The organism is Streptomyces sp. GC420, from assembly GCF_009916105.1.
GTDB lineage: Bacteria > Actinomycetota > Actinomycetes > Streptomycetales > Streptomycetaceae > Streptomyces.
Genome location: NZ_JAAAXQ010000140.1, coordinates 1 through 18,118, shown reverse-complemented (window position 1 = coordinate 18,118; position 18,118 = coordinate 1). Strand labels below are relative to the sequence as shown.

General features: G+C 67.2%; 18 protein-coding genes. 10 read left to right on the top strand and 8 right to left on the bottom strand.

Annotated features, from left to right (window positions below):
* Positions 1-369: 369 nt before the first annotated feature.
* A complete protein-coding gene (locus GUY61_RS18705; protein WP_166631340.1) occupies positions 370-936 on the top strand; it encodes a GNAT family N-acetyltransferase in 567 nt (188 codons plus the stop codon).
* On the opposite strand, the gene GUY61_RS18700 is transcribed toward GUY61_RS18705, so the two are convergent.
* From GUY61_RS18700 to GUY61_RS18685, 4 genes are all read right to left on the bottom strand, one after another.
* Positions 920-1,450, bottom strand: a complete 531-nt coding sequence (locus GUY61_RS18700) for a transposase (RefSeq protein WP_243766567.1) — start codon at positions 1,448-1,450, stop codon at positions 920-922. The genes GUY61_RS18705 and GUY61_RS18700 overlap by 17 nt on opposite strands.
* Positions 1,447-1,989 (bottom strand): winged helix-turn-helix domain-containing protein, encoded by a 543-nt coding sequence (locus GUY61_RS18695; protein WP_166631338.1) that lies wholly within the window; start codon positions 1,987-1,989, stop codon positions 1,447-1,449. Before GUY61_RS18695 ends, GUY61_RS18700 begins: the two co-directional genes overlap by 4 nt.
* A gap of 421 nt (positions 1,990-2,410) precedes the next feature.
* On the bottom strand, positions 2,411-2,659 hold the full coding sequence (locus GUY61_RS18690; protein WP_166631341.1) for a DUF397 domain-containing protein: 249 nt from the start codon (positions 2,657-2,659) through the stop codon (positions 2,411-2,413).
* Positions 2,660-2,664: 5 nt separating this feature from the next.
* Positions 2,665-3,540: a helix-turn-helix transcriptional regulator gene (locus GUY61_RS18685; protein WP_166631337.1), complete on the bottom strand. Its 876-nt coding sequence runs from the start codon at positions 3,538-3,540 to the stop codon at positions 2,665-2,667.
* Positions 3,541-3,817: 277 nt separating this feature from the next.
* Between GUY61_RS18685 and GUY61_RS18680 the strand changes: the two genes are divergently transcribed.
* Genes GUY61_RS18680 through GUY61_RS18660 form a run of 5 tightly spaced genes read left to right on the top strand, consistent with a single transcriptional unit; the run spans position 3,818 to position 8,943 of the window.
* On the top strand, positions 3,818-5,284 hold the full coding sequence (locus GUY61_RS18680) for a transcriptional regulator, XRE family protein (protein WP_166631336.1): 1,467 nt from the start codon (positions 3,818-3,820) through the stop codon (positions 5,282-5,284).
* Complete coding sequence (locus tag GUY61_RS18675; RefSeq protein ID WP_313896729.1) at positions 5,281-6,309, top strand: asparaginase; 1,029 nt, start codon at positions 5,281-5,283, stop codon at positions 6,307-6,309. Before GUY61_RS18680 ends, GUY61_RS18675 begins: the two co-directional genes overlap by 4 nt.
* A gap of 27 nt (positions 6,310-6,336) precedes the next feature.
* Complete coding sequence (locus GUY61_RS18670) at positions 6,337-6,807, top strand: PPC domain-containing DNA-binding protein (protein ID WP_166631334.1); 471 nt, start codon at positions 6,337-6,339, stop codon at positions 6,805-6,807.
* A 56-nt stretch (positions 6,808-6,863) separates the two neighbouring features.
* Positions 6,864-8,207, top strand: coding sequence for a hypothetical protein (locus GUY61_RS18665; RefSeq protein ID WP_166631333.1), 1,344 nt, complete (start codon positions 6,864-6,866; stop codon positions 8,205-8,207).
* A gap of 25 nt (positions 8,208-8,232) precedes the next feature.
* The gene (locus tag GUY61_RS18660) at positions 8,233-8,943 is read left to right on the top strand and encodes a 2'-5' RNA ligase family protein (protein ID WP_166631332.1); all 711 of its coding nucleotides are present in this window, start codon (positions 8,233-8,235) and stop codon (positions 8,941-8,943) included.
* Positions 8,944-9,011: 68 nt separating this feature from the next.
* Here the strand turns inward: GUY61_RS18660 and GUY61_RS18655 are convergent, their stop codons facing one another.
* The 4 genes from GUY61_RS18655 to GUY61_RS18640 all read right to left on the bottom strand — a co-directional run bounded on the left by GUY61_RS18655 (position 9,012) and on the right by GUY61_RS18640 (position 13,187).
* On the bottom strand, positions 9,012-10,214 hold the full coding sequence (locus GUY61_RS18655) for a chorismate-binding protein (RefSeq protein WP_166631331.1): 1,203 nt from the start codon (positions 10,212-10,214) through the stop codon (positions 9,012-9,014).
* The gene (locus GUY61_RS18650) at positions 10,204-11,049 is read right to left on the bottom strand and encodes a hypothetical protein (RefSeq protein WP_166631330.1); all 846 of its coding nucleotides are present in this window, start codon (positions 11,047-11,049) and stop codon (positions 10,204-10,206) included. The genes GUY61_RS18655 and GUY61_RS18650 overlap by 11 nt, the downstream gene beginning before the upstream one ends.
* A gap of 612 nt (positions 11,050-11,661) precedes the next feature.
* Positions 11,662-12,741, bottom strand: a complete 1,080-nt coding sequence (locus tag GUY61_RS18645; protein ID WP_166631329.1) for an aldo/keto reductase — start codon at positions 12,739-12,741, stop codon at positions 11,662-11,664.
* A complete protein-coding gene (locus GUY61_RS18640; RefSeq protein WP_166631328.1) occupies positions 12,738-13,187 on the bottom strand; it encodes an ATP-binding protein in 450 nt (149 codons plus the stop codon). Before GUY61_RS18640 ends, GUY61_RS18645 begins: the two co-directional genes overlap by 4 nt.
* Before the next feature lie 400 nt (positions 13,188-13,587).
* Here GUY61_RS18640 and GUY61_RS18635 point away from each other — a divergent pair, with 400 nt between their 5' ends.
* The 4 genes from GUY61_RS18635 to GUY61_RS18620 all read left to right on the top strand — a co-directional run bounded on the left by GUY61_RS18635 (position 13,588) and on the right by GUY61_RS18620 (position 18,038).
* On the top strand, positions 13,588-14,994 hold the full coding sequence (locus tag GUY61_RS18635) for an FAD-dependent protein (RefSeq protein WP_166631327.1): 1,407 nt from the start codon (positions 13,588-13,590) through the stop codon (positions 14,992-14,994).
* Positions 14,995-15,005: 11 nt separating this feature from the next.
* Entirely contained in the window at positions 15,006-16,082 is a 1,077-nt protein-coding gene (locus tag GUY61_RS18630) for a TauD/TfdA family dioxygenase (protein ID WP_243766565.1), read from the top strand.
* Positions 16,083-16,168: 86 nt separating this feature from the next.
* Positions 16,169-17,398 (top strand): AMP-binding protein, encoded by a 1,230-nt coding sequence (locus GUY61_RS18625; protein WP_166631325.1) that lies wholly within the window; start codon positions 16,169-16,171, stop codon positions 17,396-17,398.
* Positions 17,391-18,038, top strand: coding sequence for an HIT family protein (locus GUY61_RS18620; RefSeq protein ID WP_166631324.1), 648 nt, complete (start codon positions 17,391-17,393; stop codon positions 18,036-18,038). Before GUY61_RS18625 ends, GUY61_RS18620 begins: the two co-directional genes overlap by 8 nt.
* The last annotated feature ends 80 nt before the right edge of the window (positions 18,039-18,118 follow it).

Sequence of the window (18,118 nt, the reverse complement as noted above, 5' to 3'; positions counted from 1 at the left end):
CACCCACCCTCACCCCACAGCCTCGCTCCGCCGGCCCGACTGCCGCGGCCCTGCGTGAGCCTTCCGGACGGGTGCCATGCACACCACCCCCTTGTCGCCCAGCGAACCGGCATCCCGCCTGGATCAGGCGCTTGCCAAGGCCCACGGTCAAGGCCGCGCCGCCCTCACCGCCTACCTTCGCGCCGGCCAGCGACCTGCCCGATGAGAGCGCCGACCGGGCATCCCGGCACGTACCGACGTGGTTCATCAAGCGTTTCGAAGCGCGATGGCGGGAAAGTTGTAGCTACCAGGCCGTAGCCCTCTAAGGTTCCGCCCAGCACACCAACTTGTTGACCCGCTCGTGGACGAGCACACACAGGAGCGGACCGCATGCTCGCGATGCGACCAGCCACACCAGAGGACCAGCGAGCCCTTGCGGCCATGATCCAGGTCCGCTCCGAGTGGATGAAGAGCAAGCAGCTGCCGAACTGGTCCAGCTGGGGAAGGCACGTTCAGGAACTGGCCGGCAACTGCGCGCGCCGAAACGGCGAGATGTGGGTGCTGGTAGAGGATCACCGCCGCATCGTCGGCTGCACCACGATCCTTCGGACCGCCGCTCCCTGGGCCTGGACAGCCGCCGAAGCAGACGAGCCAGCCTTCTATCTCAACGGAACCGTCACTGACCCGGCCGAACGCCACCGCAAGCTCGGGACCCTAATCGCCGACTGGGCTGTCGACCGCGCGGCCCGCGAGAACGTCAACTGGGTCCGCCGAGACTGCACTTCATCAGCACTCGCCGCGTACTACGAGCAACAGGAATTCAAGCTCGTCCGGGAAATCTCGACGGTCGGCGGACGCACCTCGTACGCCTTAGAACGCAGAGCGCAGCGAGTTCCCGAGGTCGCTACTCCAGTTGAACTCGGAGGGGTGGGTTGTTCGATCACTGCGCTTCGATGACCAGGCCGGTCTCGGCGAGGCAGCCGTCGATCAGCTCCGGCCGGTACTGGATCTTCTTGAGCTTGCGTTTCACGATGCGTTCGAGGCCGGTGAGGTTGGTGGCCACGAAGTTGGCGATGCCTCGCTTGAGCAGTGACCAGATCCCTTCCTGCGGGTTGAGCTCGGGAGCGTAGGACGGCATCTGGAACACGCGTAACCACCCCTTGTTCTCCTCGGCGAAGTCGGTCAACTCCCGTACCAGGTGGCGATTGAGGTTGTCCCAGCACCAGACGACGGGGGTCCCCAGTTGCTGGTGGGTCACCACGATGAGGTCGCGGTAGTCGGTCCAGGCGAAGCTCTTGGGCTCGCCCTTGCGGCCGTGGTGGACGTGCAGCTTGTAGAACAGGTGAGAGCGGCAGCCCGGGCAGTAGCAGCTCACTCCGGCCACGTTCACTCTTCCCTGTCCACGGCCGCGCACCCGTACCACCGGGCGCTGCCCTCGCGGCGCCCACGTACGTCCTTTCGGCGGACTCAGGCCCTGCCCCGACTCGTCCTCGAAGCAGATATAGGCGCCCAGGTCCGCCGCGGCGCTTTTACCCGCGGCCACACCTCGTCCTTCCACACCTCGATGGCCTCTTCGTCCCGCTCAACCGCCCGGCGCAACGGCACCTGGCAGGTCCAGCCGTGCCGGATCAGCAGCTTCCGCACCCCCGGCACGGTGTACCCCACGTGGCACAACCGGCCGATCAGCGTCTTGATCCGGCCCAGCGTCCACCGCTGGTCCTCCTCGAAACCGTGGGCCAGCGGACCCCGCTTCAGCTCCGCCTCCACTCGCGCCCACTGCTGCGGACTCAGCCGCTCCCGCGACGCCGGCCCCTTGGACCGCAACGCCTCCACACCGCCCTCACGCCACGCTCGGCGCCACTTTTCCACCCGACGCACCGACACCCTGAACTCCCGTGCGATGTCCGTAGTCTTCTCCCCGCGCACGAACCGCTCAGCCGCCTCCAGCCTCACCCGTTCCCGCGCCAACCGCCCCCCAGGGCCACAACCCCCACCATCCGGATACCTCATGATCCAGACGTACCGCAAGGATCATGAACCGTCAGCAGGCCAACCGGCCCTCTGAGTTCAACTGGAGTAGCTGGCTAATCTCCGGCATTCCGACTCCAAGACTTGTCGGAAGGTCGAGGACGCCGGTGACCGGGAAGAGATCGAATGTCGTGGCAGCAGCACGATTCCTCTCTCGATCATGGAATGGTGCGGCTGAGCCGACTATGTCGATGTAGCAAGGAGACGGCGCTGGCCTGGCGTTGCGGGATCGCCCCCCATGTCCGCCTTCGCGACAACGACGCGAGCCCACTGAACCGGCTGGTACACGGCTCCTGGAGTGGAACCATTCGCTGAACCGGCCCAGGAACCCGTATGCGTGCAAAGACGGCGGGGCGGCCCTCGAGTCTATGGGGCCACCCCGTTTTCGCTTCTCGACCGCTGCTCAGTCGAGTAGGTAGTCCAACTCCCCGGCCCGGACGCCGTCCAGCAGGGCCTTTACCTCCGCCTGGGTGTACACCAGCGGCTCCTGATCGGGTCGCTTCGAGTCCCGCCAGACGATGAACTGTCCAGCGCGAGCGAACTCGGCACAGTTGTTGTTGCCGCCGGTGAAGGACGTTCGCCGCCACTCGACGCTGGTGAGGTCGAGTTCTTGCGCCGTCGGCTTTGCGGCCGGCGACGTGGCGGAGGTCATGCTGCTCACGTAGGAAGCTCCTTGATCACTTTCTCAACGAGGTCGTGGTCTGCGGCGAGCGGGGCTGCCCGCTGCCAGAGGTTGTCGAAGGCCGTTATGTAGCGTTCGACATGGTCCTGCTTCGCGAAGTACGTCGACTCCGCCAGCCCCTCGACCCACACCACGCTGGGTGTCGAGGGGAAGTCCATGATCATGAATGAGCCATAAAGGCCCGCATGGCACCCAGTGGTCATCGGGAGGAAGCGCACAGAGACGAACGGATGTTCGGCGGCTTCGACAAGACGATGCAGCTGCCGTCTCATCGGCTCGGCCGTGACGACTGGTCGGCGCAGAGCCGCCTCGTCGATCACTACGCGGAACTCCTTGCCAGCGCCCATGAGACGCTCCTGGCGCTGCATCCTGATCTCGACGAGCGTAGATACGCCCCGGCGGCTGAGATCTGGCCTCATCTCTTCAATCACGGCCGAGGCGTACTCCTCGGTCTGCAAGAGGCCTGGCAGAAGCGCGAGTTCGTAAGCGCTGAGCGAAGACGCGCCGCGCTCGAACTGGAGGTAGCCGCCGTACTGAGTGGGCGTCAACAGACCGCTGTGCCGCTTGTAAGGATCCTCTTCAGTGCTGTCCTCCCGGAGGAGCTCGAAGGCGCGGGTTCGTTGCTCGGCGGTCACGACGCGGGCGTACGGAAGGTCAAGGAGTTTGTTGAGTAGCTCCGCGGAGATGCCCCGCTGGGCACGGTGGACCCGGCTGAGGTGGCCGTGGTCCACACCAACCTGACCAGCAACCTCTTTCAACGTGAGGCCGGCTGCCTCCCGCAGATCCAGAAGGATCTGGGCCAGCTCCCGTCGCGGCACGGATGCCGGCGGTGCGCTCTTCGACTGGGCCATGGCTGTCAGTGTGCCGTCTGGCCGTGCACCGAACAACCAACCTGAGTCAATTTGACCAGTCACATTGCCAGGGCTGCCTCGCGAGGGGCATGCTACTTGGGTCACAGTGCGTGGCGCTCTCGTGGCGTCGCGTGGCACATGCATGTCCACGTCACCGCGCCCGGCGGGGCACCTCTCGCCTGCTTCTCCGCGTAGCGGCCTGACGCTGAACTCTTGCGGGACGGAGGCCTACATCGTGTCACGGACGGCCCCGGTCGATGCCCCGACCTTATTCCGCGTGCTGGCCCGACAACGAGGCTGGACCCGCTGGGAGGTCTTCAGCATCCACTTCGACAAGGCTGCCAGCGATCTCGTCCGAGAAAACGGACTGTTGAAACCGACTGGGGTGGCACGACGTACCTTCGACCGGTGGGTGAGCGGTGACTGGCACGGCACGCCGAGACCGGATACATCGTTAGTCCTGGAGCGCTTGTTCGGGGTTCCAGTAGCTGAGCTATTCCGCGCAGCCCCTGAGGTCTTGAGGGCCTCCGCCACTCCTCTTCCGCGGTCTCACCTCCAGGCCGCCCAGGACATCGACGCTCAATGGTCCACCTCGCGCCTGTCACTCTCTGCAGACAACGCCGGCAGTTGGCACACCTGGGAGCTTGAGGGTCGCCGCATCTTCGATGGCACATCGTTGGCTGTCCACTTCCAGGCCGGGGACTATCGGAACGGTGTACTGAACCTCGGCGTGACCGACCGGCTGCGACAGTTCCTGCGCCCCGTGCGCCGTGGCGCTGTGCTCGCGACGCTCGACGACGCCGATGGGCGCGTCCGGACCTACGTCCTCGACGCACGTACCGCCCGCGGGTTACTCCCGGCCGATATCGGGGGCGCGATCCCCGTCGATGAGGTGCAGGAGCTCGACGACCTCACCTTCGGGCTGATCTGGGCCATAGCCAACGCTGACGACGGTCTCCTCGCTGACGATCACCTGCTGGACGGCCAGCAGGACGCCCTCTCTTCGTTCTTGAAGCTCCCGAGCAGCGCCCTCAGCAAGTCCTGGGTCCCTGGACTTACCGCTGTCGGCGCAAGCTGGATGGGGTCCTACTTCTGCGCCCGTCACATCAGCGCGCGGCTCACTGGCACGAGCGGCCTCCCGTCCTACTGGACCCGCGAGCAATTCGGGGAAGAGGCCGTCGGATGGCTCCTGTATACCCACAAGCACGCCTATCTGCGTACTACGCAGAGCCTCAGCTCCAGTGCTGTCGAACCCGTGACACGCACTTTCTGCATCCCTGAGGCATCTGTCTTGGACAGCCAGCCTTACGAGCGTCTTCTGCTGTTTCTTGCGATCGCGCTGATGGAAATGCACCACATCACCGTGAGAGTTTGCAGCGAGCAGGAGTTCAGCGCCGTCGACGGGTTCGTGCTGATTCCACACCAGCAGGCCATCGTTGCCAACTGGGTGCGCTCTGAGGAGATGTGGCAAGCGTCCACGACGTCCTCCCGGCCCCAGCTCCGCTCCTACGCCGACACCGTTGAGCAGGCTGGCGCGCACGACGTCATCGCTGGCCCGGCCCCTCTTCACCGACTGCAGGCGCTGGCCGCCTATCTTCACCTGGACTGGGCCTGGTTGACGCGCCGTTGCCGCGCGCTGGGAGAACAAGGAGTATGCAGCGTGATCCAGCCGCGAAGTCGCCTGCTTTCCACTGACGAACTCGACGCGGTCCTGGCCTACGTCGGATCGTTTTCCGCTGCGTGACCGCCTCCTGCACAACTCTGCTGAAAGGGCCGCTCGTGACCAACCCGCACCCTCGGTATCGCCTACTGACCACCGGCGGGACCGCGTCCATGGCGACGGCTGGCGCGGGCCAGGGCGTTACCCCCAGGCTCGGTGCCGCTGACCTGCTCGCTGCCGTTCCCGAACTCGGCTCGTCGGCCATCGATCTGCAGGTGGAGGACTTCCGGAAGAAGCCCGGCGCGTCTTTGACCATCGACGACATGGCAGTCCTGGCGACGCGCATCTCCGAGCTTGAGGCGGCCGGCGAGGCCGGTTTCGTGGTGATGCAAGGCACCGACACGATCGAGGAGACTGCGTTCCTTCTCGATCTTCTTCACCAAGGAGAAGCGCCAGTCGTCGTCACCGGTGCGATGCGACACTCGCAACAGTCAGGTGCTGACGGCCCGGCCAACCTCCTTGCCGCAGTGCGAACCGCAGCTTGTGGCGACGCCCGAGGTCGTGGATGCATGGTGGTCATGGCGGATGAGATCCACGCCGCTCGCTACGTACGCAAATGTCACGCGAGCAGCCCGGCAGCCTTCGCGTCGCCTGCGGCCGGGCCGATGGGAACCCTCATTGAGGGGACTCCGCGGTTTTCCTTCACCACCCCCCGGCCGCGCTGTGTGCAGCTGCCCTTCGCCAGACAAGCTCGCGTCTCGCTCGTCACTGCGACTCTCGGTGACGACGGTGAAGACCTGGCGGAAAGGTTCGAACACTGCGACGGCCTGGTGGTCGCGGCCTTCGGCGTCGGCCACGTGCCTGAAAGCTGGGTGCCCGCGCTCGAGAAGGCTGCCCGGCAGATGCCCGTGGTCTTCGCCTCGCGCACCGGCGCTGGCTCCACTGCCACCACCACGTACGGCTTCCCCGGCTCCGAGCGAGACCTGTTGCAACGGGGTTTGATCGCTGCTGGACCCCTCGACCCCTTCAAAGCGAGGATCTTGCTGCTCGCCCTCCTGCGAGCCGATGCCAATCCGGAAGACATCGCGGCGGCATTCGGCCAGTTCTGATCCACGTCCAAGGAGCCTGTCCCCCTCATGCGTTCCACGCAGCTCACCATCGGCCGCACCTTCGGCATTGCGCTTGACGACGGCGAGGACTTCTTCGAACAGCTCGGCGCGTTTTGCACCGAGCACGGCATCAGGAGCGGATACCTTCCGATGTTCCTGGGAGGCTTTCGCACCGTCCGCCTTGTCGGCACCTGTGAACGGATCGTGGACCCGGACGCGCCAGTCTGGACAGGTGCCGACTACCAGACGGTCGAGGCGCTGGGCTCCGGCACGATCGCCTGGGACGAGGAGGCTGGCGTGGTCGCGCCCCACATCCATGTCTCCGTGGGCCTGAAGGGTCAGGCCGCCGACGGACGGACAAGTCACCTCCTGGCCGCCGAGGTGCAATTCATCCACGAGCTCTTCCTTGTAGAAGTGGTAGAGCCCACGATGACCCGTCCCAAGCTCGGCATCCACGGAGTGCCGACCTTGCAGTTCGAACGCGCCACGAGCGAGTAGCACAGGACAACGAGCGTCGGACAAGAAGCCGGAACCGCAATGAGGGGAGGGTCATCATGCGGACGACGTACTTTCGCACCCTGATTCAGCAGCGTAAGTGGACTTACGAGGCCCTGTGCATCCAGTGGAAACGGGCACGGGAGGATCTGGCCGAGAAGGACAACGATCCGCGCCTGGTCTCGGTGACCCTTTCCCGACGCACTTTCGACCGTTGGATGAAGGGTGACGTCAGCACTCCGCGCCCGGACACCGCTCGCGTGGTGGAGCACCTGTTCGGCCTGACCTGCGCGGAGCTCTTCGGCCCGCCGCCCCCGGCGAGTGGAGGTCAGTTTCCGGGCCCCTCCCTGGAACCAGCGGGAACGGTGGACGGCATCACGGCCCCGGATCGCAGCGATGAGTGGGGCAGTCCCACAGATGTACTGACCCAGGCGCGGGAACTTGTCACCAGCAACACGGACCCCGAGCTCCTGGTGATGTCACAAGGGGTCATCGAGGACATCGTGAGCCGGTACGAAGCACTCGGCCCGCAGCAGCTGGTGCGCGAGACTCGGTTGCTGCGGCGCATGCTGCATACGCTGCTGCGGGGGCGGCAGAGTGCTGAGCAGCGGCAGCAGCTCTTCGGTCTTGCATCCCGGGCCTCCGGCCTGCTCGGTTACATGGCGGTCAACGCCGGCCGTCCCGAACACGCCCTCGCCTACTGCGAGGAGGCCGAATCGTTCGCGGACATGGCACAGGACATCACGGCGAAGATGTGGGCGCTGGGCACCCGCGCGCTCGGGCTGTACTACACGGGGGACTACGCCGATTCCGACGCTGCGGCGGCGGAGGGCATCGCCCTGGCTCCCCGCCATCCGCAAGCGATCCGGCTACTCATCAACGGGCGGGCCAGGGCGCTGGCTCGCCTTGGGGACCGGGACGGTGCCAACCGGGCTATCGACGCAGCCCTCGAGCTTTCCGACGGCCAGCAGGATCTACCGGGGGGCATCACGGCGTGCATCAGCTTCGAGCCATACAGTCCGGCTCGTACGCTCGCGAACGCGGTGACGGCGCACCTCTCGCTACGGGAAACCCAGCAGGTCCAGCGCTACGCTGGCCAGCTCGAAGAACTGATCACATTGTCGGACTCCCAGTGGACCAAGGCACTGGTCAGCCTCGACGTTGCCTCTTCGTACCTGATCCAGGACGATCCCGACCTTGAGCAGGCGATCGCTGTCGGACGCAGTGCGCTGCGCGCTGGCGGACCCGTACCGATCCGGTCGGTTCACCAGCGAGGCGCCGAGCTTCTGCAGCAGGCGGACCGGTGGCGTTCCGAGCCCCAGGTACGACACTATGCGGAGGAGTTGCAGGCCCTGGCCAAACCGGTCCTACCACCGGCGCATCAGGCCGGGGGCCAACCGTAGGAGCGAACGCGCAAGGAGAACACGGGTGCCACCCCAGCTGGTGACCGATGACCGGTCCTTCCCTGCCGTGCCTCCCGACGACCTGAACGACGCTCCGACGATCGTGGCGAACGACTGGGCGGCCTTCGCTGGCATCCGGCGGATGACCAGTCACTGGGCCCGCCCCGGATGGGCATCAGGGCAGAGTACGTACTACTGGATGCTCACCTTTCCCGACGACCCGAAGCTGCTTGCGGAGGCCCAGTACTGCCAGCGACAGCTCGCTTGTCCGTCCCTCGACTTGGTCCCGTCCGACGGCCTGCACGTAACAGGCGCCAAGATCGGCAGAGTTGACACCGTGCGCGCGGGCCAGGTCGACGATTTGGCGCAGCGGGCCCGCGCGGCGATCGGCAGTTCCTTCCCGATGACCGTGCACCCTCTGGCGGGATCTCGTGGCGCCGTCCGGTTCAGCATCACGCCGTGGACCCCTTTGATCCAGTTGCACGCAGCGCTGTCGGCTCTCGGGCACGCCGTCGGTGTTCCAGGCGGAACGCCGACGGCGGCCTACCGACCGCACCTCGGTATCGCCTACAACAATTGCGATCGGCCTGCGGAGCCGCTTATCAGGCGAGTGTCGTTGCTGCGCGACAGGCCGGCCATCACTGTTGTCATCGGTCACGTTGATCTCGTCGAGCTCCGCCGGGAGGACCGGGCCTACCGCTGGAACCTCCTGCACCGGATCCCGCTGGAGGGGTGACCACACGCAACGGCCCCCAGCGGCGGGTCTTCGCCTGTTCGCTGGGGGCCGCCGCGCGTGGTCGCCAGTCACTGGCGGGGGACGACGCGCACGGTGCTCGTCTTGGCGGCGATCTCCTGCACTTCCAGATCAGCAGTCGACAGTGATGTGACGGCTGCGCCGACAGGGATCCACACCTGGTCCTGTCGGGCGAAGACTGTGCGCAGCAACTGTGACCAGTTCATCCGGCCATCGGGGGCAATGCAGCCCACCAGCCCGTAGTAGGGCCCGCGGGGGTGACGCTCCACCCGCGCGATCTGGCGTAGCCCCGGCCCGGGAGGACTGGCTCCAGTGGGGACCAAGTCCAGGAGGATGCGTCCGAGTGCCCGATCCGGTTTCGGTTCGACGCTCAGGGGCGTCAGACCGTGTTCGAGTTCCCTCACCCGCAGCGTCTGCCGCTGTCCGCGCGCCACAGCAGCGTGTCCGCTGAGTGCGGAGGTGAGGGCGTCGACAGCCGTCTCGTGTTCCCTGCTCAGACGTTCATCCCATCTGCCGTTCGCATCCGGAGCCGGGAGCGGGAGGGTGGCCGAGAGCTTGTGGCACACGAAGCGCTCCCGGCGGCCGTCGGCCAGCAGCTCCGGGCTGGTGCCAGCGAACTCCATGCTGTCGTGGAAGAGGTAGAACGATCGGGACAAACCATGGTCGTCCAGTTGGCCCGCTGCCATCGTCGCGACGAGGTCCAACGGTGTTGACCACTCATGCCTCGTCGCGACCGTGAGGCGGCGGCCTGAACCGCCGGCGATCCAGGCGAGGACGTCGTCCACCATCGAGCCGAACTCCTCCCGGCATGTTGCTCCCAGCTCAGGTGGTGGGACGGCAGCGGCGGGTGGAGCAGGTGACATGTGCCCGCTCCGGCGGCCGCACTGCCAGGACCCGTTGGCGGCGACGACGGTGGTCTCCCGCGGCGCGAACAGGAAGAGCTCGGGCCCTTGCCCGAGGGCGAGAGAACCGCAGTGCCGGGCGTGCACACCGAAGCCGAGGTACCCCATGATCCACTGCCCGCTCACGCTGTCGAAGAAGCTGTCCAGCACATCCTCCAAGCCGGCGGCCGGTTCCCCAGAGTCCAGGTGGGAGGCGGAGACAACTCCGCCGGCGTACTGGATCCACCGCGCCGTGCCCGTCCCCATCACCATCCTGTCCACGGTTCCGTAGCAGAACGCCGTGCCCGCCGGTTCGCGCGAGCGGTAGTCGGAGAGGAGCGCCGAGGTGCTGGTCCGGGCGTCAGAGGGCATACGCGTCGATTCCCAGGTCCTCCAGCAGGAAGCTGAGGTGGGTACGGAGGAAGGAAACGGTGCGCCCGCGGTTCTCCTGGTGGGCGGCCGTGGCCACCTCCTCCGCGCTGAGGACGTTGCCGAACTGCTCGTTGCGCTCCAGGAGCTTCTGCTGGGAGATGGAGCCCAGGACGTCCGAGACCTCGGCCCACTGCTCAGGGTTCAGGCCGGCCTTCAGGGCGCCGCGGAAGCGACCGATCAGGTGGCGGGTCTCGTCCTCGATCGTGCGCTCGGCGACTTCCAGGATCTCCCGGTCGACAGGCTTACGCCGATCGAGGCTGCTGGCAGCGGCCCGGATGCCGAAGTACAGACCCAGGCCGCCCCCCTCGGACAGATCGACCGCGACGGCGCCCAGCGGGTCGTCTCGGTGCTTCAGGCGCAGGTCGGTCAGCGCGATACCGTCGGCCAGCGTGCCGAGCGCGGCGATGGACGGTGGCGCGGAGGCCGGCTCGATGAGCAGGTAGAGGTCGTGCAGCTGGGCGTAGTGACGCAGTTCGTCCGAGGCGAAGCCGAGCTTGTCGCACGTCGCCTTGAGCGGGTGAGGCGCCACGGCGTGGCCGTCGAGATCACCGACCTCCGCTGCCACTTCCTTGATCATGGTGGCCACGGTGGTGGAGCGCGGGCCGTAGACGCCGCTTCCGGTCCACTCCTTGAACATCTGGTGGCCGACCCACAGCTTGTCGGTCTCCAGGCTCCGGTCCGGAGAGGCGAAATAGCGCACGGCGATCTCGTGTTCGGCCGCCCAGTAAGGGGCGCTTGCCATCAAGGCGTCCTGGACGGGAGCGACTGCGGGCATTGTTCCTCCTGGTGGTGGGCCGCTACGGCGTAGCGGGCACGGGGTGTCCGGCGGGGGCGGCGTGGCACCAGCCGGCCGTCTGCAGGATCTGAGGTACGCGGTGCGGTGCGTCGCAGCGAAGGCGCTGCTCACTCCGGCGTGCAAGAACGGTCCGGAGCATCGCGACCTGCTCGTCGAAGCGCGCCGGAGAAGCGCAGCCATGCGGTGTGTCTGGAGCACAACGGCCAGCGGGGTGGTAGGCCAGCCAGCCGGGACTCGAGTGGACCTCGATCGCCACCAGCCGCACCGCAGGTACCTGCTGTCGCGAGCTCGCCCATGACTCAGCCTGTACGGCATTCCTGGGGATGTCGGCGACGACCACGCGGCTGTCCCGAGCGGGTGCACCGAGCAGCGCGTTGTACGGGGCGAGGCAGACCAGCGGGTAGGGAAGCCGCCACGTCTCGTGGTGAGCGGCCTCAGGCGTCTCGGCAAACGGAAGGTTTTCCGCTGCCAGTTGGCGGATCGTGTCATCGGCGCGGAAGACCCGGGAGCGCGGATGGTCACACGCTGCAGCTGCGCGGCTGTCTTCGGCACAGGCTCCGACGACACTCACGCACGGCGGTGTGGGGTCCGTCATGCCGGAACCTCGACCAAATAGCTGTCGCCAGCGCGCTGCAGATTACGGCGCAGGTTCCCGTACACGTTCTCGACGAAGGCGAGCTCCTCCGCGGTCAAAGGCTCACCGAGGCAGTCCACGTTCTGCTTGATCTGTGCGGGTTCGCTGAAGCCGACGACGACGGCGGTGTGGTCAGCCTGCTGGAGGCTGTAGCGCAGGGCGACCCGCGTCAGGTCGCGGCCGCTCGGGCCAAACCGTTCCCGAAGGGGCCGTAGGCCGTCGGAGATGAGGTTGAGTGCCGGATTGGTGAACCAGCGCTTGTGCCGGCGGTGATCTCCAGCTCCGAACACAGGCGGCCGGCCAGGATCGTACTTTCCTGTCAGCAGGCCTTGGGCTAGCGGCTCGGTTAGCAAGAGTGAGACCCCGTGCCGGGCAGTGAAGCTGAAGAGATCCTCTCCTTCGACATCCGGTGGAGGGGACAGCGGGTTGAACCGGGTCCAGAGCACGTCCGGTCGCAGGAGCCGGAAGATCTTCGCGAATCGCGAACTGCGGATATCCGCGGCGTCGTGGCAGTCGGAGGCGAGGGGATGAGGGCCTCGCATGCCGATGGCCTTGATGTACCCGTTCTCGCGCAGAGCCTGCATCTGGTTGATCACGGTGTGGAGATGGACATCGTCCTTGCCGAAGTCCAAGGTGTGCAGGAAGTAGACATCCAGGTACTCGAGGCCAAGGTTCTCCATGGACTGCTCGAACTGGTGCCTCAGCCGAGGGCCGGCGTATGGGTGAGGTGCACTACCGCGAACCCATCCCGCCTTGCTGGCGATGAACACCGACTCTCGGTCGACTTCGGTGAGAAGCCGACCCAACAAGCGCTCGGAATGGCCGTGCCCGAAGACGTCCGCGGTGTCGAAGAAGTTCGCGCCAAGTTCCACAGCTGTACGCAGCCCCTCCAGGGCACGATCGTCTTCGATCGCGCCCCAGCCGATGGGGCTGCCCCCGTTGACGGTGGGACCGCCTATGGCCCAGCAACCGATGGCGAGGGGGAACGCCGCAATCTCGGGAGCAAGGCGTCGAGGCGCGAGATCGGCCGTGGTCATCGTGTGCAGTTCTCCTGAGCGGTGATACGAAACGCGGCGCAGACGGCTTTGCCGCGCGCCGTGGGTTGGACGAACCACCACTCCGCCAACTCGTCGAGCATCTTCAGGCCGCGGCCGCTCTGGTCCATCAGGGACGGCGTCTTCGGGGTGACCTGGGCGCAGTCCTGCAGCGGGTCATGGACACGGGCGACGGCATACTCCGGGTGCCGTTCCAGCACGAGGCTCAGCGGGCCCTCCGTGTGCTGCACAGCGTTGATCACGATCTCGTTGACGCCGGCCACCATGTCGTCCGTTCGCTCTGGTGCCCAGGACTTGAGGACGGCCGTAACCGCCCTCCTGGCGACGTTGGTTGGTCTGTCGCACCCCGTCAGGGGCACGATGCGCTGCGCGAGCGGGGACGCGAAGTCGTCGGTTGGGGCCAAGACGGCCGGAGCAGGTGACACCATCGACTCCTTCACGCCATGTGATCCAGGGTGGCTATCGCGGTAGTGCCTGTCAGAGCCGCAATGCGACCCATGTCCACGCTGCTCGAATTCCGATGGCGTCGGTACGCCATCCGTCTGCCACTCCACTGCCATTTGGCGTCGCGGCGCACGGCGGTAACCGATCTCCGCCTCGTGTCGGGCAACGGCAGGGACGGCCTGCCGTCATGGAAATGGCAGTGGAGTGGCAACTCAATGGCGTATCGACGCCACTCAAATCCGGCGACCGTAGGAGCCAGCGGCCCTCGGCCGGGCTGGCGCACGCCGCTCGTCCGGGGGCCTACCAAGGGACGGCCCAACCTGCCGTCAACACCTCTCCGTCACCGTTCCGGAGGCTTCTGTGCCCGAAGCTGCATCACCACCGATGCCTGCGCTCCCTGACCGATCCGACACGGTCGTCGTCGGCGCCGGCCCGGGCGGCTTGCTGGCTGCCCTTCGTGCCGCAGGACCCAGCCGAACGGTCGCCGTGCTGGACCAGGGCGGCGACATCGATGAGCGGGTCCGCTTACGCGATGCCGGCGCCGACGAGAAGCACATCATCACCAGCGGTTTCGGGGGTGCGGGCCTCTTCAGCGACGGGAAGCTGTGCCTGTCCCACCGGATCGGCTCGACGATCGCGCACCGTTTCCCGGCGCACGAGGTGGAGGACCGGCAGCACGCGATCGATGAACTGCTCCGGGGCGGTGAGGACGCTCCCCTGCACGGAGCTGACCAAGCCGCCGCGCGCCAGCTCACCGAGCGTGCGCAGGACCTGGGTCTGGACTACCTGCACTATCCCGTCCGGCACATCGGAAGCGACCAGCTCGTGCAGATGACGGCCGCTCTGCGGCGCCGTGTCGAGTCCGCGGCAAGAATCCAATGCGGTGTCGTCTGCGTCGACGTACGGCCAGCGAGCGTGGACGGCTGCCGGTGGGAGGTACACGCCGAGGCTCCGGGCGGGAAGCCCGTCCGCCTGTACACGCAGAACGTCGTCCTTGCCCCGGGCAAGATCGGGGCCCCCTGGTTGCGCACGCTCGGTGCGCGCCTCAACCTGGCGCGGGCCGCCGCTCAGCCAAAGCTCGGGTTCCGCCTCGAAGGACCGCGCACCATGCTCGATCCGCTCCTCGCCGTCGCGACGGATCCCAAGGTGATCTGGAAGGCCGCCGCCCCGCGCTCAGAGGTACGCACTCACTGCGTCTGCTACGGGGGTGACGTGGTGCCCGCCGCCTACCAGAAGCTGACGCTCGTCGGCGGGCACTCCACCAGCGACCACGAGTACGACCGCACCAACACGGCGGTGCTGGCCACGGCAGGGACCAACTTCCCGATGTCCGCAGGACAGGTCCGCAACCTCGTACAGGACATCAACCAGCGCAGCGGCGACCGCGTCACCGCACAGCGCCTGGGTGACTTCCTCACCGGCACGCCGACCACCCGGCCCGTACGCGACGCCGCGAACGGATTCACACCCAGCATCCCGGACGCCGCTCCCGGCGACCTCTCTGCTCTGTTCCCCGATCCCATCGTCACGCTGCTCAGGGACTACCTGCAGCGCCTCGCCAAGCTGTGCCCGCAGGTCCTGCACCAGGACAACATGCTCTACGGGCCAGCCGTCGAACGATGGGCAGACCGCTTCGAGGTCACCGACACCATGCAGTCCCCCGGCCGCCCCGGCCTCTACCTCGTCGGCGACGGCCCCGGCCTGACGGGCGGCATCATCGGCGCGGCCGAGTCCGGCTGGCTGGCCGGCGACGCCATCGCCGCCGCCTTCACCACCGCGGCCGCCTCATGAAGGGCATCGCCATGACGCCGCCCGTCCCGCGGATCCTCACCTCCGAAGAAGCCCCCCTCTGGGACCGGAACTCGTTCACCCCCGAGTCATGGACCCAGACGCTGTCCACGAATGACGTCACCGAGATCATCGACGCCCTCACGGTGGCCCAACACCGCCTGGCCGGGCGTGACCTGGTGACGGACCGGGCGGTCAGCAGGGACGACTTCCCGCTCACCAGCCTCGCTCCCCGCCTGGAGGCCATGGCGGCTGAGGTCGCCAACGGGCGTGGCTTCGCCGTCCTGCGGGGACTGCCCGTCGGCCGCCTCACCGAGCCCCAGAATGTCCTGCTGCTGCGCGGGTTGGCGACCTACCTGGGGCCCATCGCAACGCAGAGCCGAGACAGGCAACTGGTCCGCCATGTCCGCGCGACGGGACACAGACTCGGGGACGCCTTCGTCCGAGGCCACCAGACCTCGGAGCGGCTGTGGTTCCACACCGACGGCGCCGACGCCGCCGTCCTGCTCTGCCGGGCCGCCTCCGCGACGGGGGGCCTGTCTCGCCTGGCATCCGCCGCCACCGTGCACAACGCGATGCTCCACCACTCCCCTCCCTGGACCGCTGAGCTCTACCGCCGCTTCCACTTCCACATGGCCGGCGGCAACGTCCCCGGCCTGCCTCCCACCTTCATCTCCCCCGTCTTCTCGCTGCATGACGGGAGATTCTCCACGCGCTACGTGCGGCACACGCTGCTCCAGACACCAAAGGTCACCGGAGTGCCGCTGCCGAAGGAGGCACTGGCCGCCTTCGACCTGCTGGAGGAGCTCGCCGACGAGCTGAGCATCGACATGGAGCTGCGCCCGGGGGACCTCCAGATCGTCAACAACCACACGGTGCTGCACTCCCGGACGTCGTACACCGACCCGCCTCCCCCGGCCCAAGGCCGTCACCTGATGCGGTCCTGGATCACCTTCCCGCACTACCGCGGCCGCCGTGCCGCACCCGTCGACGAGTACCTGCGCTTCGGCTGGCTCACCGACGACCACCAACGCGAGCTCTCCGCCTCCTGGACCAAGCCGGAGGCCCCGACCTCGGGCGCCACGAGGTGACCGCTCCGCTCCATGCCCCTGCGTGGCAGATGGACGTAGCCGGGCGCCTTCTTCGAGTCGCCCGGCAGCGGCCGGACCGCCCTGCCGTGATCGACGTCCACGGAACCACGACGTTCGCTGCCCTCTACACCGCGGCGGCGCGGCACGCCTTGGCAGCCGAGCGGAACTCGGCCGCCGACGGAGGCGTCGCACCGTTGCACGCCTCATCCGACGCGGCCTTCCTCAGCCGGGTGTGCGGCGAACTGATGGCTGGCCGGACACCCCTGATACTGCCCTCTCGCATCCCCCAGAACGCAGCCGACGAGGCGGCGGAGGCCGTCCGTCACACGCGGCTTTCCTGCCGCCCGTGGAAAGCGGTGCTGACCGTCTTGCACGGCCGGCAGCTAGCCGTGGTGACCTACGGAGAGTCGCCGGGTACGGCTCGTAAAGCTCATGCCCTGGGCATCGCCCGGGGCGGCCGCATCCTGCTCGCTGCCCCCCTGCACCTGAACGGCCCCTTCGAATTCGCACTCCGTCAACTACTACTCGGCGGGACGCTCGTCCTCCTGCCGACGTTCTCGGCTGACCGGTGGGCGCGCGCGATCCAAAGGGAGCGCCCTGACTGGGCGTTCCTCGTTCCCACCCAACTGAGGCAGGTCTGGGACGCTTTCGGAGATGCGGCAGCCGCGGAGATCTGCGCGCCGCTGCGACACCTGGTCCATTCCTCCGAGCCCTGTCCACCCGCTCTAGGAGAGCGGCTTGCTGCCGCACTGGGGCCACGCCTGTTGGAGTACTACGGCACCGCTCTGTACGACGGCACCCTCACCAGTCAGGACGCAGTCGGCGGGGCACCCCTTCCCGGGGCCGAACTCAGGGTCGTCGATCTCCACGGCCGACCGGTCGCGCAGGGGGCAACGGGGCAGATCGAAGGCCGTAGCCGTTGCGGCCTCATCAACCATCCGGCGGGCGAGCCCTGTCACAGCTCCCCCACCTGGCAAGGCGTGGGGGACACCGGTCGGCGTCTACCCGGGGGCCACCTGCGGGTTACCGGAACCGACGTGGAAGGCAGGGTCATCGTCGCCGGCGTCAAGGTGTCGCCCGACGATACCCGTCGGGCCCTCCTGGACCACCCCAGCGTGACCGCGTGCACCGTCACTGTCCGGCCGCATGACCGCTTCGGCAGCGTGCTGGCCGCCGTGGTCGAGACCGTCAATCCGGAGCTGACCACCGGCGTTCTGCGCTCCTGGTGCGCGCAGCGACTCAATTCCCCTCAGCGCCCGCATGCCATGGAGGTACGTCCGTACCTCCCTGACCCCAAGCGAGAGAGCCATGCCTGACTGTGACCTGTGCCAGGCCGTCAGCCCGACGGTGCAGGAGTGCGCCCTTCAGCGACATCTGCGCCCCGACCAGCAGCGGATCGTCGCCACCAGTCGGTACGCCGCGGCCATACCCACCATCGGCGCCTTCGTCCCCGGCTATCTCCTCATCGTGCCCGCCCGGCATGTGCTCTCCCTCGGACAACTGCCCGACGATGAGCTCAAGGACCTCGAGGAGTTCGCCCGGCACGAGGCCGAGCGGCTGCACCACGTCTACCGCCAGCCGGTGCTCGCCTTCGAGTACGGGCTCAATGTGCCCGACGGGCGGCGCGTAGGGCACGGTCACCTGCACCTGCTGCCGACGACTGCCGACCTTGCCGAGTGGCTTGCCCAGCGACTTCCCGGGCACAAGATCGACAGCTTCACTGAGCTTCCGCGATCCGATGACACCTCGTACATCGCCGTACAGGACTGGACCGGTGTCACCATGTGCCACTCGGTCCCCAACGACGCCTCCCCTCGCCTTCGACTGCGCGAGATCGTGGCGAACCTCGACCACCGAGTTCCGGACGAGACGTGGGACTGGCAGTCCCATCCGTTCCCCGAGAAGATGCGCCGGCGGCCGGGACGGCCGCCTCCTTCGCCGACGCGGCCGGGGTGACGGCCGAACCCACCAAACCGGCCACGATCACCGATGTGACCAATGCGAGCTTTTTCACCTGATTCCCCTCCTGAATTCAG

Bases quoted from the DNA above. Each gene is read 5' to 3' on its own strand.
- GUY61_RS18670 (WP_166631334.1), top strand. From the start codon at position 6,337: ATGCGTTCCACGCAGCTCACCATCGGCCGCACCTTCGGCATTGCGCTT.
- GUY61_RS18630 (WP_243766565.1), top strand. From the start codon at position 15,006: ATGACGCCGCCCGTCCCGCGGATCCTCACCTCCGAAGAAGCCCCCCTC.
- GUY61_RS18635 (WP_166631327.1), top strand. From the start codon at position 13,588: ATGCCTGCGCTCCCTGACCGATCCGACACGGTCGTCGTCGGCGCCGGC.
- GUY61_RS18620 (WP_166631324.1), top strand. From the start codon at position 17,391: ATGCCTGACTGTGACCTGTGCCAGGCCGTCAGCCCGACGGTGCAGGAG.
- GUY61_RS18655 (WP_166631331.1), bottom strand. From the start codon at position 10,214: ATGCCCTCTGACGCCCGGACCAGCACCTCGGCGCTCCTCTCCGACTAC.
- GUY61_RS18705 (WP_166631340.1), top strand. From the start codon at position 370: ATGCTCGCGATGCGACCAGCCACACCAGAGGACCAGCGAGCCCTTGCG.
- GUY61_RS18640 (WP_166631328.1), bottom strand. From the start codon at position 13,187: ATGGTGTCACCTGCTCCGGCCGTCTTGGCCCCAACCGACGACTTCGCG.
- GUY61_RS18695 (WP_166631338.1), bottom strand. From the start codon at position 1,989: ATGAGGTATCCGGATGGTGGGGGTTGTGGCCCTGGGGGGCGGTTGGCG.
- GUY61_RS18645 (WP_166631329.1), bottom strand. From the start codon at position 12,741: ATGACCACGGCCGATCTCGCGCCTCGACGCCTTGCTCCCGAGATTGCG.
- GUY61_RS18690 (WP_166631341.1), bottom strand. From the start codon at position 2,659: ATGACCTCCGCCACGTCGCCGGCCGCAAAGCCGACGGCGCAAGAACTC.
- GUY61_RS18665 (WP_166631333.1), top strand. From the start codon at position 6,864: ATGCGGACGACGTACTTTCGCACCCTGATTCAGCAGCGTAAGTGGACT.
- GUY61_RS18650 (WP_166631330.1), bottom strand. From the start codon at position 11,049: ATGCCCGCAGTCGCTCCCGTCCAGGACGCCTTGATGGCAAGCGCCCCT.
- GUY61_RS18685 (WP_166631337.1), bottom strand. From the start codon at position 3,540: ATGGCCCAGTCGAAGAGCGCACCGCCGGCATCCGTGCCGCGACGGGAG.